Genomic DNA, 24,331 nt, shown 5'->3' on the forward strand with positions numbered 1-24,331 from the left:
ATTACCTCGCAAAATGTGTTGCAGTTGCGAAACTCATGTAGGGAGGGGGCAGGCCGAATGGAAATTGGTTTTCTCGGATGCCTTGAGTGAGAAAAGCGATCAGAGCGCTGCAAACTTATCGACCGGGCCGTCAATCTCGCCAAGCCATTGCAGCATCGCCGATTCCACCATCGCCTGCGCTTCTTCGGCCGTGAAGCTGGACCGGTCGAGGCACAATTCCAGCCACAGGCCGTCCACCAATGCGGTGAGGCTGATGGCAGCGATCCGCTTCTGCGCCTGCGAAAGTTGGGGCGCTGCTTCGCCCAATAATGTCTCCAACTGATGGCGCGTGCCGCGATAGACGTCGGCATGGACAGCGGCGATGGCGGGATCGGAGGTGACCAGGCTCCAGAAAGCGATCCAGGTGGCGAGCAGGTCAGGGTCCAGCACCGGCGGGCGCAGATTGGCTTGCAGACAGGCGCGCAGCCGATCGCGCGGATCATCACCCGCCGCCGCGATCGCGGCATCGAGCGCCGTCGATACCCTGGCGCCCACATCGCGATAGGTGGCCAGGATCAGCGCGTCGACGCCCGGAAAATAATGGGTAAGCAGGCCGGACGATACCCCCGCTTTCGCGCAGATCGCGCGGACGGAGGCGCCGCCGACGCCCTTTTCGGCAAGGCAGCGGGCCGTCGCGTCAATCAGCGCCTGCCGCCGCACGTCGGGCGCTTCGCGCACGAAGCGCGCTCTTGCTCTTGGTCCTGCCGGTTGCGCCATGCCCTGTCCTTCCCATATGCCTCTTTGGACCCGCCCGACGCCCTCTGGCAAGCGGCGGACGGAGGATCGAACGGCCGGGCCACGGGTTCGACAAGGCGGGTCAAGACAAGGAGATGATCATGCGCTTTTCCCCCATGCCGCAAAGCCTTGCCGGCGCGGCGCTGTTGTTGCTGGCGAGCGGATGCTCCGGCGTGGCTGATCCGGACAGCGCGAATGGCGGCAATCAGGCCACTGCATCGGCCCCAACCATCGAGAATGTGGCCGAGCCCGACGCGATGGGCGCCGCGCCCGCGCCGACGGACCGGATGGCGACGGACGATTGGGTCGGTCGCTGGACCGGGCCTGAGGGACTGTTTCTGGACATTCAGCCTTCGCCCGACGGCAAGCCGGGTCATTATGCCATCGCTAACAAGGATACGCTCGATCGGCAGGGCACTTATGACGGCGTGGCGGACGGAGCCATGATCCGCTTCACCCGCGATGGCAAGGAATTGACGATCCGGCCGGGTACGGGCTCAGAAACGGGCTTCAAATGGCTGGCGGAGAAGGAAAATTGCCTGATCGTGATTGCCGGCGAGGAGGGCTATTGCCGGTGACCGCGCGTAAGGGCACGGCATTGGCGGCTGCATGTGGGCGATGGCCTTTGCACGCCCCGTCGTGCCGGATCGCCATCGCATCGCAACGAAGGGGCTTGGCGGCCTTGCCTCTTGCCTCTATCGGGGCTTGGCTCTAGGGCATTGCCTTAACGGTTGTTCACAGACCACCAACGATATTTGTCAAGAAGGACCTCTCATGAGTGAGACCGCGGATCGCGTAAAGAAAATCGTCGTCGAGCATCTGGGCGTCGAAGCCGAAAAGGTGACCGAGGATGCCAGCTTCATCGACGATCTGGGCGCCGACAGCCTTGACATCGTCGAGCTGGTGATGGCGTTCGAGGAAGAATTCGGCGTCGAAATTCCCGACGACGCTGCCGAAAAGATCGCCACCGTCAAGGACGCGATCGATTATATCGACAGCAAGCAGTAATTTGTCCGCCCGGTCCGATCCTGCGAGGGAAGGACTGCGCTGGCGAACGAGAAACGGCTCCTCCTGTCCGGATTTCCGAGGCTTGGGGAGCCTTTTCATATCTGGCGCGCCGTTCACAAGCGCGCTTTCAGTGGCTACATGGGCGGCATAAGGTCCATGAATTTTCGGAGCTAGGATATGCGTCGTGTCGTCGTAACCGGCCTTGGCATGGTGAGCCCGCTGGGCGGGAATGTCGAAACCAGCTGGAAAAACATCATCGCGTCGAAATCGGGCGCGGCCACGATTACGCGCTTCGACGCGACCGATTACAAGTGCCGCATCGCCTGCGAAGTGAAGCCGGCCGATCACGAATATGGCTATGACGCGTCGCTGGACGTGGATCACAAGATCCAGCGCCAAGTTGATCCCTTCATCGTCTTTGGCATTTCGGCGGCCAGCGAAGCGCTGCGCGACGCGGGCCTCGACAATATGACGGAGGAAGAAAGGCTGCGCGCGGGCTGTTCGATCGGGTCGGGCATTGGCGGCCTGCCGGGCATCGAAAGCGAATCGCTGGTGCTGGCGAACAAGGGACCAGGCCGGGTTTCGCCGCACTTCGTCCATGGCCGCCTGATCAACCTCATCTCCGGCCAGGTGTCGATCAAATACGGCCTGATGGGGCCGAACCACGCCGTCGTCACCGCCTGTTCGACGGGCGCGCATTCGATCGGCGACGCCGCGCGCATGATCGCGATGGATGATGCCGACGTCATGCTGGCGGGCGGCGCGGAAAGCGCGATCTGCCCGATCGGCATTGCCGGCTTTGCCCAGGCGCGCGCGCTCAGCACCGGGTTCAACGACACGCCGGAAAAGGCGAGCCGCCCCTATGACGTCAACCGCGACGGCTTCGTCATGGGTGAGGGCGCGGGCGTCGTCGTGCTGGAGGAATATGAGCGGGCCAAGGCGCGCGGCGCGAAAATCTACGCCGAAGTCATCGGCTATGGCCTGTCGGGCGACGCCTATCATGTCACCGCCCCGCATCCCGAAGGCAGCGGCGGCTATCGCTCGATGGAAATGGCGCTCAAGAAGTCGGGCCTGTCGCTGGAAGATATCGACTATGTGAACGCCCATGGCACGTCGACGCCGCTGGGCGACGAGCTGGAGCTGGGCGCGGTCAAGCGGCTGTTCGGCGACCATCTGTCGTCCATGTCGATGTCGTCCACCAAGTCGGCGATCGGCCATCTGCTGGGCGGCGCGGGCGCGGTGGAGAGCATTTTCTGCATCCTCGCCATGCGCGACCAGATCGTCCCGCCGACGCTGAACCTCGATGAACCGAGCGAAAGCTGCAAGGGCGTCGACCTGGTCCCGCATGTCGCCAAGGAGCGCAAGGTGCGCGCGGTGCTGAACAACAGCTTCGGCTTTGGCGGCACCAACGCGTCGCTGATCATGAAGGCGGTTTGATAGTCCTCCCCCTGTAAGGGGAGGGGGACCACGAAGTGGTGAGGGGTGTCGCCCTATCGAGAGCAGGACACCCCTCCGACTGGCGCTCCGCGCCAGCCACCTCCCCTTAAAGGGGAGGATGAAGCAACAAAGCGGGACGGACTGGAATCCCCATGGCAAGACGATCCCGCTCAAGCCCCACGCGCCGCATCGGCTGCGGCATTCTGCTGATTGGCCTTGCTGTGGCGGCGTTCATCGCGTTTCGCTTCGTTGCCGGCTGGAGCGAGGACGGGCCAGCGGCCAAGGATGTCAGCATCACCGTGCCCGAAGGCGCGACCCTGTCCGATGCGGCCGTGCTGTTGAAGCAGGCGGGCGCGGTGCGATCGGCCGATGCCTTTCTGACCCGCGCCAAGGTCTTCGGCGGATCGACGCCGATCAAGGCAGGCGAGTTCGTCATTCCCGCGCGGGCCAGCAACAAGGACATATTGGCGATCCTGCAGGGCGGGAAAACGCTGACCCGGCTCATCACCATCCCCGAAGGCATGCCCTCGATCCTGGTGCATGAGCGGTTGATGGCCAATGACCAGCTGACCGGCGATATCAAGGTGCCTGAGGAAGGCAGCGTGCTGCCCGACAGCTATGCGTTCGACAAGGGCGAGCCGCGCGCCGCCGTTCTGAAACGCATGCAGGACGCGATGACGAAGCTGCTCGCCAAGCTATGGGCCGAGCGCGCGCCCGATCTGGTGGTCAAGACCCCGCGCGAGGCGATCATCCTGGCAAGCATCGTCGAGAAGGAAACCGCCGTCGCCAAGGAGCGGCCGACGGTCGCGGGCGTCTATGCCAACCGCCTGCGCGCGGGCATGATGTTACAGGCCGACCCCACGATCATCTACCCCATCACGCGCGGCAAGCCGCTGGGCCGGCGCATTCGCAAGTCGGAAATAGCGGCGGTCAACGACTATAATACCTATGCGATGACCGGCCTGCCCAAGGGACCGATCGCTAATCCTGGCCGGCTGTCGATCGTGGCGGTGCTGCACCCGGCGCAGACCAAGGCGCTCTATTTCGTGGCGGATGGGGAGGGCGGCCATATCTTTGCCGACACCTTGCAGCAGCATAATGAGAATGTCCGCAAATGGTTCGAAATCCGCCGCGCGCGCGGCGAGCTTTAAGGCCTTTGCGGACTGTAGCCGGTCAGCGCAGCAGGCCCTTTTTCGCCATCGAGCGCGCATAGACCAGTTGCACGATCGCAACCAGAATGACGAAGGCGGGGAAGCCGGCCGCGACCATCAGCCCCTTTTGCGCGACAAGGTCGGTCATGCCGAGCGTATACCCAAATTGGATCAGCACCGCGATCAGCGACACGAGAAACAGCAGGACCGCGATGGCCCGCCGCATCAGCAGCGTCACCGCGCCGGCCGTGCCGGCCGCAACCGCCACGCCATAGTCGATCCACAGCCATGCGGGCATGGCCCCGAACGCCCTGGCCGTCACCGGATCGGTGCGGGCGAGTTCATCGAGGTCCATGCCATATTGCAGGATGAAGGCCATCACCCCCATCAGGTTCCAGAGCAGCAGGATGATTCCGACGATCGTCAGGGAACGGGATGTGGACATGATGCGTGTTACCCCCTCTTGATTGGCATCGCTTGTGGCCGGTTGATGGCCAAATATATATCTGAACATGCCGGGGCGGAAGCCGTCCGGTCATAGAGGAGAATATGCTTATGCTGGGTCGATCCGTTCCTGACGTCACGCTCAAGACCCGAGTGCGCGATGACAGTGTCGAAGGGCCCAATCCCTTTCGCTGGCAGGAGGTGAGCACCGGCGATCTGTTTGCGGGCAAGCGCTCCGTCGTCTTCTCGCTGCCCGGCGCATTCACGCCGACCTGCTCGACCGAACAATGTCCAGCCTTCGAACGATCGAGCGAGGCGCTGAGGGCGGCCGGCGCGGACGATGTCTATTGCATATCCGTGAACGATGCCTTCGTCATGTATCAATGGGGCAAACAGCTGGGCATCAAGTCGGTAAAGCTGCTGCCCGACGGATCGGGCGATTTTACCCGCCGCATGGGCATGCTGGTGAAGAAGGACCATCTGGGCTTTGGCGAGCGCAGCTGGCGCTATGCCATGGTCGTCGATGACGGCAGGATCGTCGCCTGGTTCGAGGAGCCGGGCATCAACGACGCGGGCGAGGATGACGACCCCTATGGCGAAACCAGCCCGGAGCCGGTGCTGGCCTGGCTGGCGGACAATCCGCGCAAATGAACGCGGATGCGCCGGCCCCGATCATCGTGACGGCGTTGATGGGGGCGGCGGACTTCGCCTGGGCCGACGGGCTGCGCCGCGCGCATTTTCCGCCCGAGCGCAACTGGCTGAGCGCGCATATCACCTTGTTCCACCATCTGCCGCCCTCCGCCTTGGACGAGATTGCGGGGCGATTGAAGCGGCTGTGCGCCGGCCCGCCGCCGGCGGCGCGGTTGACCGATGTGATGCTGTTGGGGCGCGGCGTCGCCTATCGGGTCGACAGCGCGGAGCTGCTGGCGATGCGCAGCGAACTGGCCGATGCCTTTGCCGGGATGCTGACCCCGCAGGATCAGGCGAAGCCGCGATTGCACATCACGGTTCAGAACAAGGTGACGCCCGATGTTGCCAAGGCGCTGGCGCAGCGGCTGCGCGCGGATTTCCGCGCGCGCCCGATCGCCATCGCCGGACTGGCCGCCTGGCATTATCGCGGCGGGCCGTGGGACTTGGCGATGAAGGCGATGTTCCGGGGGTGAAGACGGCCTGTCCGGCGATTGCGCCGACCGGCAACGACAGGTGACATTCCTGCAATCGCGTTCGAAATCCTTGCATTTGCGAAGGTGAGCCGGTTCGCCCACATAGGCTGTGATGCTGCAACGCAGCAAAATTCACATCCAAGGAATTGCCATGTTTTCGCTGATCGCCCTCTATTTCGCCTATCGCCGGGACGTCGTCACCGCCGAACGCCATATGAACGCCCTGACGCCCGCCGCGGCGCCGGTGGCGCAGGACGCACGCCCGGTCGTGCTGGACACGCCGCTGCCGCTCGCAGCCTGATAGCGCATAGGAAAAGGGCGGCCCAAAGGGACCACCCTCTTATCTGCATGAGTGTCCGGCGGCCTGGGGTCAGGCGGCCAGGAATTGCGCGGGATCGAGAGCCATCAGCGTGTCCGCGCCGCCCTCGATCTTGCGCCGCAGCGCGCCCGCGTCGGGCATGATCCGCTCGGCAAAGAAGCGCGCCGTCACCAGCTTGGCTTCCAGGAAGCCCGCATCACCTTCGCCTGCCGCGATCTGAGCGCTGGCCGCCTTTGCCATGCGCAGCCACATCAGGCCCGTCGCGACGATGCCCAATATGTGCATGTAATGATGCGCGCCGGCGCCCGCATTGTCGGGGTTCTTCATGGCGTTCTGCATCAGCCACATGGTCGCCGCGCCCAGCTGGCCGCTCGCCTTTTCGAGCGCTTCGGCGATCGGGGCGATGGTGTCGTTCGACTTGGCGGCGGCGACTTCCTCATTCACCAGCTTCAGGAACGCCTGCAAGGCGCGCCCGCCATGCATGGGCAGCTTGCGGCCGACCAGGTCCATCGCCTGAATGCCGTTGGTGCCTTCGTAGATCTGGGCAATGCGGGCGTCGCGGACATATTGCTCCACGCCATTTTCCCAGATGTAGCCATGGCCGCCGAACACCTGCTGCGCGGACACCGCGACGTCGAATCCCTTGTCGGTGCCATAGCCTTTGACCACCGGGGTCAGCAGCTGGAGCAGGTCATCGGCCGCCTGCCGCTCTTCCTCGGTTTCGGCATGGTGCGACAGGTCGACCTGCACGGCGGTCCACAAAGTCAGCGCGCGCAGGCCCTCGGTCAGCGCCTTGGCCTCCATCAGCATGCGGCGCACGTCGGGATGGACGAACAGCGTGTCGGCCTTTTCCTCCGGCTCCTTGGGGCCTGTGAGCGCGCGACCCTGCCGGCGATCCTTCGCATAATGCACTGCATTCTGGAACGCGACTTCGGCCTGGCCCAGCCCTTGAAGGCCGACGCCCAGACGCGCAGCGTTCATCATGATAAACATGGCGGCGAGGCCCTTATTCTCCTCACCGACCATCCATCCGGTAGCGCCGTCATAGTTCATGACGCAGGTCGCATTGCCGTGAATGCCCATCTTGTGTTCGATCGACCCGCAGGAAACGGCATTGCGATCACCCAGCGCGCCATCGTCACCCACCATCATCTTGGGCACGACGAAGAGCGAGATGCCCTTGCTGCCTTCCGGCGCGTCGGGCGTCTTGGCCAGCACCAGATGGATGATGTTGTCCGCCAGGTCATGCTCGCCGGCTGAAATGAAGATCTTGGTGCCGGTGATGGCGTAGCTGCCATCGGCCTGCGGCACGGCCTTGGTCTTGATGAGGCCAAGGTCGGTGCCGCAATGCGGTTCGGTGAGGTTCATCGTGCCGGTCCATTCGCCCGACACCATCTTGGGGATATAGCGGTGCTGCTGTTCGCTGCTGCCCTTGGCGAGCAGGGCCGAAATCGCGCCGGTGGTGAGGCCGAAATACATTTCGAACGCCTGATTGGCAGAGGTCATATATTCGCCCAGCGCGGTGGCGACGACCATGGGCAGGCCCTGGCCGCCAAATTCCTCCGGCGCGTGCAGCGTGGTCCAGCCGCCCGCGACATATTGCTCATAAGCATCCTTGAAGCCGGCGGGCGTCGTAACGCTTCCGTCACTGTTGCGGGTGCAGCCTTCCTTGTCGCCCGACGCGTTCAGCGGGAACAGGATTTCGGCCGCGACCTTGCCGCCTTCGGTCAGGATGGCTTCGACCAGATCGGGCGAGGCGGCGGCGAAGCTGGGCAGGTTGGCGTAGCGCTCAAGTCCCACGACATGATCCAGCACGAAGCGGGTGTCGCGAATGGGGGCGGCATAGCTGGGCATGATCTTCTCCTGAAAACGTCTTTATAGGGGGGTAGGGGGTCTATTTCTGTTCGATGGTGGCGACGAAGGCCGCGAGTTCGGCGATGGCGGCGTCGATATCGTCCTTCTGCCGGGTCAGCAGGTCGATGCGCGCCCGGCATTTGTCGACCGTGACGCGCCGCTGCGCCTCATGTTCCTCGTCGGCGTCATACAGGTCGATCATCTCGCGAATTTCGGTGAGGCTGAAACCCACGCGCTTGCCGCGCAATATCCACGCCAGCCGCGCCCGGTCGCGCCGCGAATAGATGCGGGTAAGGCCCTGCCGTTCGGGCGAGATAAGGCCTTCATCTTCGTAAAAGCGCAGCGCGCGGGCAGTGACGCCGAATTCTTCTGACAGATCGGTGATGCTGTAGCTTTCCCGCTCGCTATGATCGGGCAGTTCGATGCCGGCAATGCTGCTGCGCTTGTCCATGGCTATGATGTAACCCCGCTTTACGTTTACGTCAAGGTGAGTGCTATGCCTGTCACGCATATCTCCGCATGGGCCTTTTGCCCCAGTGACAGGCCACGGCCAAGCCGCTAGGGCCAGCGTCATGACGGGGGCGATCAGACAGAGGAGAGGCGCGCGTGGCGTACTGGCCGCGCTGGCGCTGCTTGTCCTTGCGATCCACCTGATCGCGCCGACCGGCTTCATGCCGGTACGCACCGCCCATGGCGTGGTGGTGACGCTGTGTACCGGCCAGGGCGCGGTCAATGTCGTGGTCGATCGCGGCGACGCGCCCATGGATGGCGATCATCGTCCCGATGATGGCATGGGTGGCCAGAAGCATTGCCCCTTTGCCGCGTCGGTTCAGCCGGTCGTGCCGCCGCTGGTGCTTGCCGACCTGCCTCTGCCGGCCTGGCAACTTGCCTTTGGCCCGATCGCCTTTGCGCTCAAGACCGGCCTCATCGCGCGGCTGGCCGCGCCGCCGCCGCCTTCGTCGGGTCCACCGGCCGCTTTCTGAAAAGACCGTGATCCCGCACGCCTCGCGCGTCGGGATGCGTGACCGATTCGGTGCTGCAGAGCGCCGAAAATGTCGCCCTGTTTTCAGAAAGTTATATCCATGTCTTCCCATCATGTCGCGCGCAGCCTGCCGCTGTGCGCCCTCATCCTTGTCCTGTCCGCCCATCCGGTGTTTGCCGAGGACAGCGCCGATCAAAGCGCGATCATCGTCACCGCCAGCCCGATCGTCGAGGAAGCGGCCGCCCGCGTGCAACAAACCCCTGGCGGAGTCGACGTCGTGGCCGCCGATGAGTTTGAGGACAAGCTCGCCGTGTCGCTGCGAGATGCGCTCAGCTTTTCGCCCGGCGTCTACACCCAGCCCCGTTTCGGGCAGGAAGTGCGCATTTCCATTCGCGGGTCGGGCCTGTCGCGCGGCTATCATATGCGCGGCCTGACCCTGTTGCAGGACGGCATTCCCATCAACGCCGCCGACGACAATGGCGATTTCCAGGAACTGGACCCGCAGGTCTTCCAGCATCTGGAGGTGTATCGCGGCGGCAATGCGCTGCGGCTTGGCGGGTCGACGCTGGGCGGGGCGATCAATGCCGTGACGCCCACGGGCCACAGCGCGCCGGGCGTCGAACTGCGCCTTGACGGAGGCAGTTTCGACACGCTGCGCGGCAAGATGGCCTATGGCTATGCCGATGATCGTGGCGACGCCTTCATGGCGATCACCGCCGACCGGTCCGACAGCGACCGCGTGCATGGCAATCGCAAGGCGTTGCGCTTCAACGGGAATGTCGGCCTGAAACTCAGCGACCGGGTGGAAACGCGCTTCTATGCCAGCGCCCAGACCATCCGCCAGAAACTGGCGGGCGCACTCAACGAGGCGGACGCCATCGCCAATCCGTCCAAGGGTAATGTGTTCGGCGATCAGGTCCGCGACATTGATTCGATCCGGTTGCAGAACCGCACGACGATTGCGCTGGACGATGCGACCGTCGCCTTCGGCGTCTATTTCAACGCCAAGCAACTGTTCCATCCCATCTATCAGGTCATCGACCAAAAGTCGGAGGATCGCGGCGTCTTTGGCAGCGTCGACCTGACCGGCGACATTGGCGGCATGCCCGTCGCGTTGACGCTGGGCAGCCAGGCGCGCTTCGGGCGCACGGTCGCGCGGCAATTCGTCAATGTGAATGGGCAGCCCGGCGCCCCGACCGCCAATGCGGTGCAAAAGGCGCAGACGATCAACAGCTATGCCGAGGCGCGCATCGCGCCGCTGCCCGCCCTGTGGCTGGTCGCTGGCGGCATCTACAGCCATGGCGAGCGCAAGATCGACAACCGCATGGCCCCCGCACGCAGCGGACAGGCCGATTTCGACAGCGTCGCGCCCAAGATCGGCCTGCTGTACGAACCATCCGGCCGGATGCAGGTTTATGCCAATTACAGCCGCTCGGTGGAATTGCCGGGTTTGGGCGAATTAAGCCAGGCGCCCGCTGGCGGCGCGCCCGGTTTCACGCCGGTCGGCCTGCAAAAGGCATGGACGGCCGAAATCGGCACGCGCGGCCGGGCGGGCATCGCGACCTGGGATGTCAGCGTCTATCGCGCGGACATAAAGGGCGAGATGCTGCAATATAGCGTGGTCGCTGGATTGATCCCCGCCGCGACCTTCAATGCGGACCGCACGCGCCATCAGGGGATAGAGGCCGGGCTGGACCTGACGCTCAGCCGCTGGGCGCGACTGCGGCAAGTCTATCAATATAGCGATTTCCGCTTCCGCGACGACATCCAGTTCGGCGACAACCGCCTGCCGGTCATCCCGCGCCATTTCTACCGCGCGGAACTGACATTGGGGACGGATCGGCTCTCGGTCAGCCCAGCGGTCGAATGGCTGCCGCAGGGGGCGTGGGTCGATTATGCCAACAGCAAGCGGGTCGATGGCTATGCGATGCTTAACCTCACTGCACAGGCGCAGCTTCGGGACGGCGTCACCCTGTTCGTCGACGCGCGCAACCTGACCAAGGAACGCGCGATCGGCGATATCAGCGCGCTGGTGCGCTATGTGGCGGATGATCCCGCGACCCCCGCCAACGAAAGCAGCGCCGCCTTCTATCCGATCGAGCGCCGCGCTTTCTACGCCGGCGTGCGGGCGCGCTTCTGATGGGCGGTGACGTGCGCGGCGGCGCTTTCTATCGCGCCATGTGGCGCTGGCATTTCTATGCAGGCCTCATCGTGTTGCCGGTGCTGGCGCTGATGGCGGTGACGGGCGCGCTCTATCTCTACAAGGCGGAAGTGGAGGCGCTGGTCTATCCGGTGCGGCTGACGCCGCCTGACGGGGGGCCACCCTTGCCGGCGTCGCGCATCGTTGCTGCGGCGGGGGCGCGCGCCGGTGCGGCCGCAACCCAGCTTGTACGCCCCGCCAGCAATGGCGAAAGCTGGCGGGTGGTGACGTCGCGGGCAGGGGGCGGCACGACGACCTATTTCGTCGATCCCCGTGATGCCCGCGTCCTGGGGCAAATGCGCGATGGCGGCGTGATGGAGACGGTCAAGTCGCTGCACAGCCTCACCATCACCGGTCCGGTCGGCAATCGCCTGGTCGAAGTGGTTGCCGGATGGGCGATCATCCTGTGCGTCACGGGGCTGTTTCTGCGCTGGCCCCGGCGCGGCCAGCCCGCGCTGGCGCTGCGCGGGACCGCGAAGGGGCGGCTATTCTGGCGCGACCTGCATGGCACGCTGGGCTTTGCGTCGGCGCTCGTCATCCTGTTCCTCGCCATTACCGGCATGCCCTGGACCGATGTCTGGGGCGGAGGGTTGCGCGCGGTGATCGCCGCCAGCAAGGCGGGGCGACCGCCGATGAAGGTCAATCCCTGGTCGCACGCGGCCAAACATGCGTTGCCCTGGACGCTGCGGGAGCAGGGCGCGCCGATGGGGCATGGGCTTCATGATGTGGGTGTCGATGCCGTCGCGCGGATCGCCGCCCGGCGGGGGCTTGCGGGGGGCTATCAACTGTTTCTGCCCGCCAGCCCCGGCGCGCCCTATCTGGTGTCGGCGATCACCGTGCGTGCCGACGACGCGCGCGCCATTGCCGTAGACGCGGCGACCGGCGCGGTGGTGCAGGACATGGACTGGCGGCAGTTCGGCAAGGGCGCAAAGGCGGTCGAATGGGGCATCGCCACCCATCAGGGCCAGCAATATGGCGAGGGCAACCGGCTGCTGATGCTGGCGGGATGCCTGTGCCTGCTGCTGCTATGCCTGACCGCGCCGGTGCTGTGGTGGAAGCGGCGGCGGGACGGGCGGCTTGCCGCGCCGCCGCCGGCAAGTGCGGCCGCGCGCCGGACGGTGGCCGCGTTGATGGTGGGGCTGGGCGCGCTCTTTCCCCTGACCGGCCTGTCGATGCTGGCTGCGCTTGGCGGGGAATGGCTGGCGGGGCGGCTGTCCCGCGCCTAGTTTTCTTTCGGGCCGGGAGCGATTATGGGCAGCGCCATGATCCGACTGTCCGGCCTGAAACTGCCCCTCGACCATCCGGCCGAGGCGATGCCCGCCGCCATTTGCGCGCGCCTTGATATCGAACCGCAGGATTTGCTGGGTCATAGCCTGGTCCGGCGCGGCAATGACGCGCGCCGCCGCACTGCGATCCAGCTGGTCTATACGCTCGATATCGATGTGGCGGACGAGGAAGCCGTGCTCGCCCGCTTCGCCAACGATCATGACGTGCGGCCGACGCCCGATACCCGCTATCATTTTGTGACGCATCGGCCAGATGACTGGGGCGGCAAGCGGCCGGTGGTGATCGGCGCGGGGCCGTGCGGCCTGTTCGCCGGCCTCATCCTGGCGCAGATGGGCTTCCGGCCGATCATCCTGGACCGCGGCAAGGTGGTGCGGGAGCGGACCAAGGATACCTGGGGCCTGTGGCGGCGCGCCGAACTCAATCCCGATTCCAATGTCCAGTTCGGCGAGGGCGGGGCGGGCACCTTTTCCGATGGGAAACTTTATTGCCGCGTCAAGGACCCGCGCTTCCTGGGGCGCAAGGTGCTGGAGGAATTTGTCGCCGCCGGCGCGCCCGATGACATATTGTGGGAAGCGCATCCCCATATCGGCACATTCCGCCTCGTCTCCATGGTCGAATCCATGCGCCGCCAGATCGAAGGACTGGGCGGCGAATATCGCTGGCAGACGCGGGTCGATGACCTGCTGCTGGAACCAGACGGCGAGGGCGCACAGAAACTGCGCGGGCTCGTCCTCCACGACGGCAGCGTGATCGAAACCGACCATGTCGTGCTGGCGGTCGGCCATAGCGCGCGCCCGACCTTCGAGATGCTCCACGCGCGCGGCGTGCATATGGAGGCCAAGCCCTTTTCCATCGGCGTGCGCATCGAACATCCGCAAAGCTGGATCGACCGCGCCCGCTATGGCCAGTGCGCGGGCCACCCGGACCTGGGCGCGGCGGCCTATAGCCTGGCGCATCATTGCGCCAATGGCCGCACGGTCTATAGTTTCTGCATGTGCCCGGGCGGCCGCGTTGTCGCCGCCACGTCGGAAGAGGGGCGCGTCGTCACCAACGGCATGAGCCAATATAGCCGCGCCGAATTTAACGCCAATTCGGGCCTGGTCGTTGGCATCGACCCGGAGCGCGACTATCCCGGTGGGCCGCTGGCCGGCATCGATTTTCAGCGTCATTGGGAAAGCCAGGCCTATCTGGCGGGCGGGTCGAGCTATTGGGCGCCGGGCCAGAGGGTCGGCGATTTCCTGGCCGGGCGGCCATCGACTTCGCTGGGGTCGGTGGAGCCGTCCTATAAGCCCGGCGTGACGCCGACGGACCTGGCGCATTGCCTGCCGCCCTTCGTCGTCGAGGCGTTTCGCGAGGCGCTGCCTGTGTTCGGCCGGCAGCTGGCGGGCTATGACCATAGCGACGCGGTCATGACGGGGGTGGAAACCCGCACATCCTCGCCCGTGCGCATCACGCGCGGCAAGGATTTTCAAAGCCTCAACGTCGCGGGCCTCTATCCGGCAGGCGAAGGCGCGGGCTATGCCGGCGGCATCCTGTCCGCCGCCATCGACGGGATCAAGGTGGCCGAAGCAGCCGCGCTGGCGATGGTGAATGCCGCGCATTGACCGCGCGGGCTGACATATCGCCTGCATAAATCGGTCATGCCGGCGTCGCGTCATCGACGCGCGGTCGTCATGGGCGCGTCAAGGCGGCGTCATGCACGCGGGCTAGATGAAGGCGCATGATGACGCCTATCGACCGCTGCGTACGCATATCGCCTGCCGACAAGGCGAGACTGCGTATCCTCTTCCTCGCCAAACATGCGCGCGCATCCGGCACGCCCGACGCGGTGGATGGCAACCACGCCGTCTATCATCACGAAATGCGCACGACGATGGAGGAGATTGGCCTCCATATGCGCGTCGCCGACAGCTATGAGGCGCTGTTCGAACGGCCGGACGTGGATTTCGTCGTCACCCTGCTCAATCGGGGCGGGTTCCAGAATAGCGAGATGATGGCGCCGTTGCTGCTCAGCTGGCGCGATATGCCGCATCTGGGCGCAAGCCCGATCCTGCGCGGCGTGTCGGATGACAAATATCTCAGCAAGATGATCGCCCGCGCCCATGGCGTCCCAACCATGCCGGCGCAGCTGTTCCGCCGGGGCGGCCTGCCCGCCGAACCCGCTTTTCACGCCGATCGGCTGGTGGTCAAGCCTAACGCCTCCTCGGCGTCCTGGGGGCTGGCGATGGTCGACGACTGGACCCAGGCCAGGGCGCAGATCGATTATCTGCATGGGGAAGGGCATGACGTGCTGGTCGAAGCCTGGGCCCCGCTGCTCGATGTCGCGGTCCCGGTCGTGGGCGGCAGCGGCGGGCAGCCCTGGATATTGCCGCCGATGATGTATGTGCCGGCCGACCCCCATCGCGCGCGCAGTCATGAAGAAAAGCGCGGCCTGATCGACGCGGGCGACGATCCGCTGGTGCTGGTCGAGGATCGCGCGCTGCTGACGCAATTGGAGGATATGACTCGCCGGCTGCTGCCCGAACTCTGGCCGTTCGATTATGGCCGGTTCGAATTTCGCTATGACCCGATGAGCGGCGCGGTGCAGTTCATGGAGGTCAACCTGTCCTGCAACCTGTGGTCGAAGAAAACCATAGCGCGTTCCGCCCGGTCGATTGGCGTCGATCATGCGATGCTGGTCGAAACCATCATCGGCCACAGCCTGGAGCGGCAGGGATTGCTGACCGAAGCGCCGATCAAGGTCGCGGCCTGATGCCGATGGACGGCAGGACGAGCGCGCTGGTGCTGGCCGGCAAGCGCGACGGGGCGACCGACCCCTTGGCGCAGGCGGCGAGCGTCACGCATAAATGCCTGGTCCCGGTGGCGGGCCAGCCCATGCTGGTGCATGTGATCGACGCGCTGGCCGCAAGCGAGCGGATCGGGCAGATCCGCGTCGCCATCGAAGACCCGGCCGTCCTGCAAGGCCTGCCCCAGCTGCGCGGGCTGATTGCGACCGGCCGGCTGATGGCTGTGGCGGCGCAGCCCAATCTGGTCGATTCGGTGCTGACGGCGGCGCAGGGCGCGGCCTTCCCGCTGCTCATCACCACGGCCGATAATGTACTGCTGACGCCGGACACGGTCGGCGAGATGATTGAGGGCTGCAAGGCGCAGGGCGCGGACGCCGCCGTCGCCTTCACCCGCCGCGATTTCGTGCTGGCCGCGCATCCGCAGGGGCAGCGCAAATTCTATCGCTTCGCATGCGACAGCTATTCCAATTGCAACACCTACTGGCTGAAGAATGCAGCCGCGCTGACAGCGGCCGAGACGTTCCGCAGCGGCGGTCAGTTCGTGAAGCATCCTGCGCGCATCATTGGCGCGTTCGGGCTGCTCAACCTCATTCGGTTTCGCTTTGGCATCGGCACGCTGGCGGACACGTTCGCTCGCTTTTCGCGTCGCTTTCGCATGACGATCGCGCCGGTGATCCTGTCGGACGGGGCGGCGGCGATCGATGTCGATAATGAACGCTCCCATGGCGTGGCGTCGCAGCTGCTGGAGCAGCGATCCCCCCTGACCCAGGCGGCGGAATAAGTCTTGCTGAGCCTCTGCGCGGTCCCGCCGCAGGACGATAACAGCTTGCTGGCGGCCTATCATGGCGGGCTGCGCGCTCATTGGCCGCGGGGCGCGCGCCTGCTGTCGCATTGGCTGGCGGCCATGGGGCAGGGCGGATGGAGCGCGAGCGAGAGGCTGCTGCTGCCCGACAGCGTGCGGCGATCCGGCCTGTCGATGCGGGATCGCAAGGCAGTGCACCGCCTGCTCAACCCCGCCGCCTTTCCGCTCGCCGCCAATCCGCTCAAGAACAAGCAGCTCTTCGCGCTCAAGGCGCAGGAAGCCGGCCTGCCGATCCCGCCTTCCTGGGATCCGGAGGCGCAGGCTCTTTCGGACTGGCTGGCGCATGAAAGCGACATCATCGCCAAGCCCAGCTTCCGGTCCAAGGGGCAGGGGGTGGAGCGCTACACGCGGGAAGATGATGGCTGGCGCGGTCCGTCAGGCGCGATCAGCGACACGCAGTTGCGCGCGCGCCTGACCGCCCTGGGGCGCAAAGGCGGCGTGATCCAGCGAAGGCTGGCAACGCATGAGCGGCTGAGCGACCTTTCCCCCGGCGCGCTCCCCACCTTGCGGGTCGTCACCTGCATCAACGAAGACGGATTGCCCGAAGCCTGCGACCTGGCGTTGCGCCTGTCGGCTGGCGGGCCGCGTCCTGTCGATAATTTCAACGCCGGCAACCTTGTGCTGGGGGTCGATAGCGCCGGATGCTGCATGGCGGCTTGGCGCAGGAGCGGGCAGGCCGTCGTCGCGCTGGAGCGGCACCCGGTGAGCGGCGCGCCGATCAAGGGCGTGCCCGTCCCCGACCTGGCCGATGCGATTGCGCTCGCGCTGCGCGCCCATCGCGCCTTTGCCGATGGTTTCACCGTCATCGGGTGGGATGTCGGCCTGACGTCCGGCGGCCCTGTGCTGGTCGAGGGCAATTGGAATCCCGGGACGGACATCGTGCAACTGGTCAGCGGGCGGGGTGTGTCGGATACGCGGCTTGGTGCGCTCTATCGGCATCATCTGGCGCATCTGCCGGTCGAGCGGTGGCGGCGCGCGCGGGTCATGGCATGGGATCGGCGCGGCCGGTGATCTGCATCTATGTCCACGCGCTGGCGGCGACCGGCGTCGTGCGCAATGCGCGGCTGATTGCCGCCGACCTGGCGCTGGCCGGTCATGACGTGCAATTGGTGACGGCGTTGCCGGGCGGGGAGGGCGTGGCGGGTGTGCCGCATCATGCGCTATTGCCGGGCGCAGGTTGCTCCCGCCTGCGCGAGAAGGTCGACGCGGCGATCGCGCTCCACCGGCATCTGCGCACCCACCGGCCGCGCCTTTTGATATCGGCCGGCAATCATGGGCATGGCACCGTCTGGGCGGGAAGCCTGGGCATGCGCGGCATGAAGCGGCTCTACCGCATCAGCAACGACATCATGCGCCGCGTGCCGACCGCGCCGTCGGGCCGATGGACGCGATGGGCCAGGACCGGCATGGCGCGCCTGATCGCGGCGGATGCGGCGCATCTGGTGTTTGTGTCGCCGACCCTGTCCGACACTCCGGCCTTCGCCGCCGCCGAGCGGGCCGGGCGCGTCACCGTCATTGCCAATGGCATCGACAAGGCAGCGGCGCGCCGCCGGATCGGCGACGTCGTGCCGCATCCCTGGCTGGGGGGCGACAGGCCCGTGCTGCTGGCTATCGGTCGCCTTGCGCCGCAAAAGAATTTTGACACCTTACTGCGCGCCTTCGCGCTGGTGCGCCGGCATAGGCCCGCACGGCTCGTTCTATTGGGTGAGAGCCGCGACGACGCCCGCGCGCGACTGCTTGCGCAGGCCCGGCACCTGGGCATTGCCGACGACCTGGCTTTGCCGGGGACCGTCGCCAATGTCTTCCCCTGGCTGGCCCGTTGCGACGCGTTCGTGCTGCCGTCCTGGTGGGAAGGATCGGCCAATGTGCTGCTGGAAGCGATGGCGGTGGGCGCGCCCTGCGTCGCGTCGATCAGCGCGGGCAACGCCGGGCAATTGCTGGAGGATGGCCGCTATGGCCGGCTGTTCGATCCAGCGGATGCCGACGCGATGGCGCTCGCCATGATGAAGCAGATTGATCCAGCGATGCAGCTGCGCCCGCAAGAGCGCATCGACGCTTTTGGCATGGACGCGGTCACGCGGTCGTGGCGGGATGTGGTGGATCGGCTGCTGGCGACATGACGCCGCCATTGCGGGTCATCCCAGCAGTCGCCAGCCCGCCACCACCAGAACGCAGGCCAGAAGCGGCTGCAACACCTTCTCCGGCACCTTGGACGCCAGCATCGACCCGATGATGATGCCGGGGATCGACCCTGCCAGCAGGTTGAGCAGCAGCAATAGGTTGAAATTGCCGATGAACAAATGCCCCAGGCCCGCCACCAACGTCAGCGGCACGGCATGGACGATGTCGGTCGCAATCAGCTTTTGCAGCCGCATCCGCAGCGGATAGAGCGCCAGCAACAGGGTTGCGCCCAGCGCGCCCGCGCCCACGGACGTCAGCGTGACCATCGCGCCCAGCAGCGCGCCGGCCGCCACGGTCAGGCCCGCCTGATAGCGCAGGAAATTGCGCGCGGTATCCTTGCGCGCATGCACCGCCATATGGTGAAACCGCCCGCGAAACAGCGTGGCGATGGCGGTAAGGATCAGCACCACCCCCAGCGCGTTCATGATGAGGCCACCCTTGATCTGCTGCGCGTCGATCTGCGACAGCAGGATCAGGACGATGACGGCCGCCGGCAGGCTGCCCAGGCACAGGCGCTTGATGACTTCATAATCGGGCCGGCCTTCCGCCCCGCCATGATGATGATGAACGAAGCCGCCGACCGACTTGGTGATCGCCGCGAACCACAGGTCGGTGCCGACCGCCGTGGTTGGCGATACGCCGAACAGCAGGATCAGGATCGGCGCCATCAGCGATCCGCCGCCAACGCCCGTCATGCCCACCATGACACCGACGAACAGCCCGGCGATCGCATGTAACCAATCCATTCAAATCCCCCGATTGCCGACCCGCCAGGCGAACCGCTTGGCTCGACATATCGGCACAGTGCAGGCGCGAACAGCCTTTTTTCGCGGATCGTCCCGCTGAGGGCGGTATTGGTCCCGCGGCTGGGGACCGTCCCTGGCCGCATTGAAAGGAAAAAGAGCGTGGCCGATCGCGATGGATTGCATCGCCACCCGCCGCTTCATAGACAGGGCCGCATCAATGCGGATTTCTTTACGCCTTTCATGCTAGGGCCGCGGATCATGACGCGCCGCCATCAGGGATTTTGACCATTTCTGCCTCTTCTTCTTCGACCACAATCTATCCGGTGATCCTGTCCGGGGGCGCAGGCACGCGCTTGTGGCCGGCCTCGCACACCGCCTGCCCGAAGCAGTTCATGCCGCTGGTGGGTGAGCGATCAATGTTGCAGGAAACCATCAGGCGGACCTATGATCTGCAGGGTTTTGAAAGGCCGCTGATCGTGTCGAGCGGCGCGCATGGGCCCTTGGTGCAGCAACAGCTTGCCGACGCAGGCTATGACACGGCGGCGATCCTGCTGGAACCCGAAGGCCGCAACACCGCGCCCGCCATTGCCATCGCCGCCGCGTGGATCGCCGCGCGCGACCCGTTGGCGCTGATGCTGGTGATGCCGTCAGACCATGTCATCGCCGACAGTGCGGCCTTTCGCGCGGCCGTTGCCTGCGCGCTCGATGCGGCGCGCGATGGCAGGCTGGTGACGTTCGGCATCCAGCCCCATTATCCCGAAACCGGCTATGGCTATATCTGCAAGGGCGATGTGATCGATGCCGGCAATGGCATCCATGCCGTCGCGGAATTTGTGGAAAAGCCGCCGCTGGCGCTGGCCGAAACCTATCTCGCCGGTGGTCGCCATTATTGGAATGGTGGCATTTTCCTGTTTCGCGCCGGCGTGCTGCTGGACGAGCTGGACCTGCATGTGCCCGCCGTGCGCGCGGCTGCGGTCGACGCGATGGCGCGCGCGACGATGCAGGATGGCTTCGTCCTGCCGGACAGGGCGGCCTTTTGCGCCAGCCCCAATGTCTCGATCGACGTGGCGGTGATGGAGCGGACCGATCATGCCGCCGTCGTGCCGGTCGACATGGGATGGTCGGACGTCGGGTCCTGGACGGCCTTGTGGGCGGTGCGCGATCGCGACGCGCAGGGCAATGCGGTCAAGGGTAAGGCCGTGACCGTCGATGGTGCGGGCAACCTCATCTATGTCGATGGTGGCCCGCCGGTCGCTACTCTGGGCCTGCGCGATTGCGTCGTCGTGTCGACAGCGCAGGGCGTGCTGGTGATGCCGCGTGACCGGTCGCAGGATGTAAGAGGCGTGGTCGATGCGATGAAGGCGGCCGGATTGACGGCCTGACGAGCGGGGAGGCGTCGCACGGCTAGAGCGCACGACGCCAATCCGGCCTTTGCCTTGCCTTACCGGTTGATCGCGTTGTCGATCGCGACCAGCGGCAGGACCGTCGAGGCAAACAGGCTGAACACGCGCTGGGCTTCGGCGACCGGGTTGGTCGAGATATACAGCACGTCCTTGTCCTGAATCAGGAATTTCTGCATCACGAAATAGGTGCCGGGGTCGCGCATATCGACACGGTAGATGACCGGAATCCGCCCGTCGGGGCCGGGCATCACATCCGCGCCGCGATCCGGCACCAGCGCGGGGTCTTCCCAGCGGAACAGGAACACGCCCTTGGCGTCGGCGCGGCCATCCTGCAAGCCGCCGATGCGGCCCATCGCCTGCGCCAGCGTGATGCCGGTCGCTTCGAAATTCAGTTCCTGGCTCTTGCTCGCCGAACCCAGCGCCGTGAAGCTGTAGGGTTGATACAGGGCGGTCACGATATCGCCCGAGCGCAGCACGACATTCTGGCTAGGGTCGCCGATCACCGCCGACATCGGCATCATATAGACCTGCCCGTCGCGGCTGACCTGAATGGCGGTTTTTTCCGACGCAGCCTTGGTGCCGCCGCTCGCCGCGATGGCATCCAGGATGCGCTCGCCCTTGGGCGTCAGCGGCATGCGGGTGCTCTGGTTGACGTCGCCGACGACCGACACATTGGCGCTCTGATTGCGCAACAGGCGGACGGCGACCTGCGGCAGATGCGCCTTGCCGCGCAGACGTTGCGTGATGTCCCGCTCGATGGCGTCCAGCGTGCGGCCGGCCACCGGCACCATGCCGGCGAAGGGCACCGAAATCTCGCCGGACTGGCCGACGATGAATTCGGGAAGCGCGGTCGCCCGGCTTGTGTCGACCGAGCTCATCTGCGGGTTGGAACTGAACAGCACGGCGGGCGGCGCTTCCCAGATGCTGACAGTCAGCACGTCGCCCGGTCCGACGGTTTCCCCTACCGCCTGCGAAGACCCCAGGCCGGTCGCAAAGTCGCGCATCGCGGGCCTTGGCCGCGCGGCGATCATCTGTTCGTTCAGGCGGATGACCTGAATGCCCTGGACGGACGCCTTGCCGGCTTCGCCCGCTTTTGCAACGCGCTGCGTGCTGGGCCCGACGGACGTGCAGGCGGCGGTCGCCAGCAGCGCGGCCATCAGGCTGAGGCGGGGAAGGCGTGCGCCGATACGGCGATACGACAAGCGGGTCATCAAGTCTCCTAGCGCCCGAACGGGCCACAAAAATTCAAACATCAGCCAGCACCGGGTGAGAGGACATTACCGACCGGCCGCGATCCTGTCACCTCATGCCGTCAGCATCCACTGCAGCGTGTCATCGAGCGGCACGCGCGCCAGCGGGCCGATCACGGATTCGATCCGGCTTGCGTCGCCGCACAGGCTCTTGACCTCGTCGGCGCGGACGAAGGCCGGATTGACCCGCACCTTAAAATCACGGCCCGATAGCCGCCTTATGCTGTCCAGAAGCTGACCAAGGCTGGTCGCTTCGCCCGAACAGACATTGAATGTGCCGCCGATCGCGGCTGGCTCCTCGATCAGCCGGGCATAGGCGTCGACCACCATGCGCACGTCGGAAAAGTCGCGCGCGACGTCCAGATTGCCAAGTTCAATCTCGGGCGCGCGGCGACGGACATGATCGATAATCTTGGGAATGAGGAAGCTGGGCGATTGTCCGACCCCGGTATAGTTGAACGGGCGGGCGACGATGACCGGCAGGCGGGGGGCGAACAGGCGGCAGATCATCTCGCCCGCGGCCTTGGTCACGCCATAATCATTGGCGGGGGCGGGGGGCAGGTCCTCGCTCAGACGGCCCGGCCTGCCATTGCCATAGATGTTGGCGCTGCTCGCCACCAGGATGGATCGGGGGTCGTGGTCCAGGCCTTCGGCGGCAGCGAGCAGGTTGCGCAGCCCGACGATGTTGCTGCGATACATGTCAGCGAGATCGTCATGCGCCACGAAGGCGATCGCGGCCAGATGGACGATATGATCGGGCCGGACCTGCCGCAATATCGCGCGCAGTCCTGCGGCATCGGACAGGTCGCATATATGGGTTTCGGCCACGCCTACATCCGCCAGAACGGCAGGCTCACGCAGGAGGGCGACCACGCGATGGCCCCTGTCCGCCAGCCGCCGCGCCAGATAGCGCCCCGTAAAGCCCGCCGCGCCGGTGATGAGGGTGGTGGTCATGTCCGGCTCCGTTCAGAAACTGACGCCAGCCTCGTTACGGCGCAGGTCGGCCTGCACCATCATGTCGCACAGCGTCTCGAGCGATGTCTGCGGCATCCATCCCAGCTTCTCCCTGGCATAGCTTGCGTCGCCGATCAGCAGGTCGACCTCCGCCGGGCGGTAGAAACGCGGGTCGATGCGCATCAGGGTCGCGCCGCTGTCCGCATCGACACCGGTTTCGGCTTCGCCCTCGCCGGAAAAGACGATGGTCCGTCCAATGGCCTGGAACGCGCGCTGCACGAAATTGCGCACCGTTTCGGTCCGGCCTGTCGCCAGTACATAGGTGTCCGGCTCATCGGCCTGCATCATCCGCCACATGCCCTCGACATATTCGCGGGCAAAGCCCCAGTCGCGCTTGGCGTCGATATTGCCCAGCATCAGGCAATCAAGCTGGCCCAGCGCGATCTTGGCGACCGTGTCGGTAATCTTGCGGGTGACGAACTCGCGGCCGCGCAGTGGGCTTTCATGATTGAACAATATGCCGCTGCATCCGAAAATGCCGTAGCTTTCGCGATAGTTGACCGTGCTCCAATGGGCGTAGAGTTTCGACACGCCATAGGGGCTGCGTGGCCAGAAGGGCGTCTGCTCATTCTGCGGAACGCTTTGCACCTTGCCGAACATTTCCGACGTGCTCGCCTGATAGAAGCGGATCGTGGGGTCGACGATGCGGATCGCTTCCAGCAGGTTGAGCGGGCCGATACCGGTGATCTGCGCCGTGGTCAGTGGCTGGTCGAACGATACGCCGACGAAGCTCTGCGCGGCGAGATTATAGACCTCCCGCGCTTCCGACTGCTGCAACAGGCGGATGGAGGAGGACAGGTCCGTCAGGTCATATTCGACCAGCCGCAATTGCGGATGATCGGCAATGCCCAGTTCCTCGATCCGCCACAGATTGACCGAGCTCGTCCGGCGGAAGGTGCCGAAGACCCGGTAGCCCTTGTCCAGCAGCAATTGCGCCAGATAGGCGCCGTCCTGGCCGGTGATACCGGTGATGATCGCGCTTTTCATCTGCCTGTCAGCCGGTTCAGCTGCCCGATCCACCGACGCGGGTCAGGACGAAGCCGGCGTCCTGGGCTTCGGCGAGGGGGTAGATGTTGCGCAGGTCGATGAGCGCCTTGCCGGCCATGGAGGCGGCGATGCGCTTCAAATCGAGCGCGCGGAAAATATCCCATTCGGTGACAAGCACCAGCGCGTCGGCGCCATCGGCGGCCTCATAGGCGTCGCTCGCCATTTTGACGGATGGCATTATCGGCGCTGCGACCTCCATGCCTTCGGGATCATAGGCGACGATGGTCGCGCCGGCATCCTCGAGCGCCTGGACGATTGCAAGGCTGGGGGCGTCGCGCATGTCGTCGGTATTGGGCTTGAAGGTAAGGCCCAGCAGCGCGACTTTCTTATCGCGCGCGTCGCCGCCCAGCGCTTTCACGATCTTGCGGCCCATGGCCCTTTTCCGAAGGTCGTTGACCTGCACCACCGTCTCGACGATGCGGA

The 24,331-nt window shown here is 65.4% G+C and carries 25 protein-coding genes; 16 read left to right on the forward strand and 9 right to left on the reverse strand.

Annotated features, from left to right (window positions below):
* Positions 1-99: 99 nt before the first annotated feature.
* Positions 100-756, reverse strand: a complete 657-nt coding sequence (gene betI, locus SAB01S_RS06990; protein WP_062732341.1) for a transcriptional regulator BetI — start codon at positions 754-756, stop codon at positions 100-102.
* Positions 757-875: 119 nt separating this feature from the next.
* On the opposite strand from betI, the gene SAB01S_RS06995 reads away from it, so the two are divergent.
* The 4 genes from SAB01S_RS06995 to mltG all read left to right on the forward strand — a co-directional run bounded on the left by SAB01S_RS06995 (position 876) and on the right by mltG (position 4,370).
* Complete coding sequence (locus tag SAB01S_RS06995) at positions 876-1,352, forward strand: hypothetical protein (RefSeq protein WP_245646420.1); 477 nt, start codon at positions 876-878, stop codon at positions 1,350-1,352.
* 196 nt (positions 1,353-1,548) lie between these two features.
* The gene (locus SAB01S_RS07000) at positions 1,549-1,782 is read left to right on the forward strand and encodes an acyl carrier protein (protein WP_007689016.1); all 234 of its coding nucleotides are present in this window, start codon (positions 1,549-1,551) and stop codon (positions 1,780-1,782) included.
* 177 nt (positions 1,783-1,959) lie between these two features.
* On the forward strand, positions 1,960-3,219 hold the full coding sequence (gene fabF, locus SAB01S_RS07005) for a beta-ketoacyl-ACP synthase II (RefSeq protein WP_062732343.1): 1,260 nt from the start codon (positions 1,960-1,962) through the stop codon (positions 3,217-3,219).
* 152 nt (positions 3,220-3,371) lie between these two features.
* On the forward strand, positions 3,372-4,370 hold the full coding sequence (gene mltG, locus SAB01S_RS07010) for an endolytic transglycosylase MltG (protein WP_062732344.1): 999 nt from the start codon (positions 3,372-3,374) through the stop codon (positions 4,368-4,370).
* A 22-nt stretch (positions 4,371-4,392) separates the two neighbouring features.
* Here mltG and SAB01S_RS07015 read toward each other — a convergent pair whose 3' ends face one another.
* Entirely contained in the window at positions 4,393-4,815 is a 423-nt protein-coding gene (locus tag SAB01S_RS07015; protein ID WP_062732383.1) for a hypothetical protein, read from the reverse strand.
* Between the two features lie 110 nt (positions 4,816-4,925).
* Here SAB01S_RS07015 and SAB01S_RS07020 point away from each other — a divergent pair, with 110 nt between their 5' ends.
* The 3 genes from SAB01S_RS07020 to SAB01S_RS18600 all read left to right on the forward strand — a co-directional run bounded on the left by SAB01S_RS07020 (position 4,926) and on the right by SAB01S_RS18600 (position 6,278).
* The gene (locus SAB01S_RS07020) at positions 4,926-5,465 is read left to right on the forward strand and encodes a peroxiredoxin (RefSeq protein ID WP_062732384.1); all 540 of its coding nucleotides are present in this window, start codon (positions 4,926-4,928) and stop codon (positions 5,463-5,465) included.
* The gene (locus tag SAB01S_RS07025) at positions 5,462-5,977 is read left to right on the forward strand and encodes a 2'-5' RNA ligase family protein (RefSeq protein WP_083951207.1); all 516 of its coding nucleotides are present in this window, start codon (positions 5,462-5,464) and stop codon (positions 5,975-5,977) included. Before SAB01S_RS07020 ends, SAB01S_RS07025 begins: the two co-directional genes overlap by 4 nt.
* A gap of 151 nt (positions 5,978-6,128) precedes the next feature.
* Positions 6,129-6,278, forward strand: a complete 150-nt coding sequence (locus tag SAB01S_RS18600; RefSeq protein ID WP_169802552.1) for a hypothetical protein — start codon at positions 6,129-6,131, stop codon at positions 6,276-6,278.
* A 69-nt stretch (positions 6,279-6,347) separates the two neighbouring features.
* Here the strand turns inward: SAB01S_RS18600 and SAB01S_RS07035 are convergent, their stop codons facing one another.
* Together SAB01S_RS07035 and SAB01S_RS07040 are read right to left on the reverse strand one after the other, a co-directional pair.
* Complete coding sequence (locus SAB01S_RS07035) at positions 6,348-8,150, reverse strand: acyl-CoA dehydrogenase C-terminal domain-containing protein (RefSeq protein WP_062732346.1); 1,803 nt, start codon at positions 8,148-8,150, stop codon at positions 6,348-6,350.
* Positions 8,151-8,190: 40 nt separating this feature from the next.
* Positions 8,191-8,601, reverse strand: a complete 411-nt coding sequence (locus SAB01S_RS07040) for a MerR family transcriptional regulator (protein ID WP_021226346.1) — start codon at positions 8,599-8,601, stop codon at positions 8,191-8,193.
* A 121-nt stretch (positions 8,602-8,722) separates the two neighbouring features.
* On the opposite strand from SAB01S_RS07040, the gene SAB01S_RS07045 reads away from it, so the two are divergent.
* The 8 genes from SAB01S_RS07045 (at position 8,723) to SAB01S_RS07080 (ending at position 18,387) form a co-directional block, all read left to right on the forward strand.
* The gene (locus SAB01S_RS07045) at positions 8,723-9,133 is read left to right on the forward strand and encodes a DUF2946 family protein (protein WP_062732347.1); all 411 of its coding nucleotides are present in this window, start codon (positions 8,723-8,725) and stop codon (positions 9,131-9,133) included.
* Positions 9,134-9,232: 99 nt separating this feature from the next.
* Positions 9,233-11,272: a TonB-dependent receptor family protein gene (locus SAB01S_RS07050; protein WP_062732348.1), complete on the forward strand. Its 2,040-nt coding sequence runs from the start codon at positions 9,233-9,235 to the stop codon at positions 11,270-11,272.
* Positions 11,272-12,558 carry a PepSY-associated TM helix domain-containing protein gene (locus SAB01S_RS07055; RefSeq protein ID WP_245646421.1) on the forward strand — a complete coding sequence of 429 codons (1,287 nt, stop codon included), beginning with the start codon at positions 11,272-11,274 and terminating at the stop codon, positions 12,556-12,558. The genes SAB01S_RS07050 and SAB01S_RS07055 overlap by 1 nt, the downstream gene beginning before the upstream one ends.
* A gap of 36 nt (positions 12,559-12,594) precedes the next feature.
* Entirely contained in the window at positions 12,595-14,223 is a 1,629-nt protein-coding gene (locus SAB01S_RS07060; protein ID WP_062732387.1) for an NAD(P)/FAD-dependent oxidoreductase, read from the forward strand.
* Positions 14,224-14,339: 116 nt separating this feature from the next.
* Positions 14,340-15,371, forward strand: coding sequence for a D-alanine--D-alanine ligase family protein (locus SAB01S_RS07065; RefSeq protein ID WP_062732349.1), 1,032 nt, complete (start codon positions 14,340-14,342; stop codon positions 15,369-15,371).
* Between the two features lie 5 nt (positions 15,372-15,376).
* Positions 15,377-16,186 carry a nucleotidyltransferase family protein gene (locus tag SAB01S_RS07070; protein WP_062732388.1) on the forward strand — a complete coding sequence of 270 codons (810 nt, stop codon included), beginning with the start codon at positions 15,377-15,379 and terminating at the stop codon, positions 16,184-16,186.
* A 3-nt stretch (positions 16,187-16,189) separates the two neighbouring features.
* Positions 16,190-17,278, forward strand: a complete 1,089-nt coding sequence (locus SAB01S_RS07075) for a sugar-transfer associated ATP-grasp domain-containing protein (protein ID WP_062732350.1) — start codon at positions 16,190-16,192, stop codon at positions 17,276-17,278.
* The gene (locus tag SAB01S_RS07080) at positions 17,257-18,387 is read left to right on the forward strand and encodes a glycosyltransferase (RefSeq protein ID WP_245646422.1); all 1,131 of its coding nucleotides are present in this window, start codon (positions 17,257-17,259) and stop codon (positions 18,385-18,387) included. Before SAB01S_RS07075 ends, SAB01S_RS07080 begins: the two co-directional genes overlap by 22 nt.
* Positions 18,388-18,402: 15 nt before the next feature.
* On the opposite strand, the gene SAB01S_RS07085 is transcribed toward SAB01S_RS07080, so the two are convergent.
* Positions 18,403-19,194, reverse strand: coding sequence for a sulfite exporter TauE/SafE family protein (locus tag SAB01S_RS07085; protein ID WP_062732351.1), 792 nt, complete (start codon positions 19,192-19,194; stop codon positions 18,403-18,405).
* A 281-nt stretch (positions 19,195-19,475) separates the two neighbouring features.
* Here SAB01S_RS07085 and SAB01S_RS07090 point away from each other — a divergent pair, with 281 nt between their 5' ends.
* Positions 19,476-20,576: a mannose-1-phosphate guanylyltransferase/mannose-6-phosphate isomerase gene (locus SAB01S_RS07090; protein WP_245646423.1), complete on the forward strand. Its 1,101-nt coding sequence runs from the start codon at positions 19,476-19,478 to the stop codon at positions 20,574-20,576.
* Between the two features lie 59 nt (positions 20,577-20,635).
* Here SAB01S_RS07090 and SAB01S_RS07095 read toward each other — a convergent pair whose 3' ends face one another.
* The 4 genes from SAB01S_RS07095 to SAB01S_RS07110 all read right to left on the reverse strand — a co-directional run.
* Entirely contained in the window at positions 20,636-21,808 is a 1,173-nt protein-coding gene (locus tag SAB01S_RS07095) for a polysaccharide biosynthesis/export family protein (protein WP_021226334.1), read from the reverse strand.
* A 93-nt stretch (positions 21,809-21,901) separates the two neighbouring features.
* Positions 21,902-22,801, reverse strand: coding sequence for an NAD-dependent epimerase/dehydratase family protein (locus SAB01S_RS07100; protein ID WP_062732352.1), 900 nt, complete (start codon positions 22,799-22,801; stop codon positions 21,902-21,904).
* 12 nt (positions 22,802-22,813) lie between these two features.
* On the reverse strand, positions 22,814-23,848 hold the full coding sequence (gene gmd, locus SAB01S_RS07105; protein WP_062732353.1) for a GDP-mannose 4,6-dehydratase: 1,035 nt from the start codon (positions 23,846-23,848) through the stop codon (positions 22,814-22,816).
* Between the two features lie 16 nt (positions 23,849-23,864).
* On the reverse strand, positions 23,865-24,331 hold a 467-nt coding region (locus tag SAB01S_RS07110; RefSeq protein WP_169802553.1), incomplete at its 5' end, for a UDP binding domain-containing protein.

The sequence above is a fragment of the Sphingobium abikonense NBRC 16140 genome, assembly GCF_001598335.1.
GTDB classification, from domain to species: Bacteria; Pseudomonadota; Alphaproteobacteria; order Sphingomonadales; family Sphingomonadaceae; genus Sphingobium; species Sphingobium abikonense.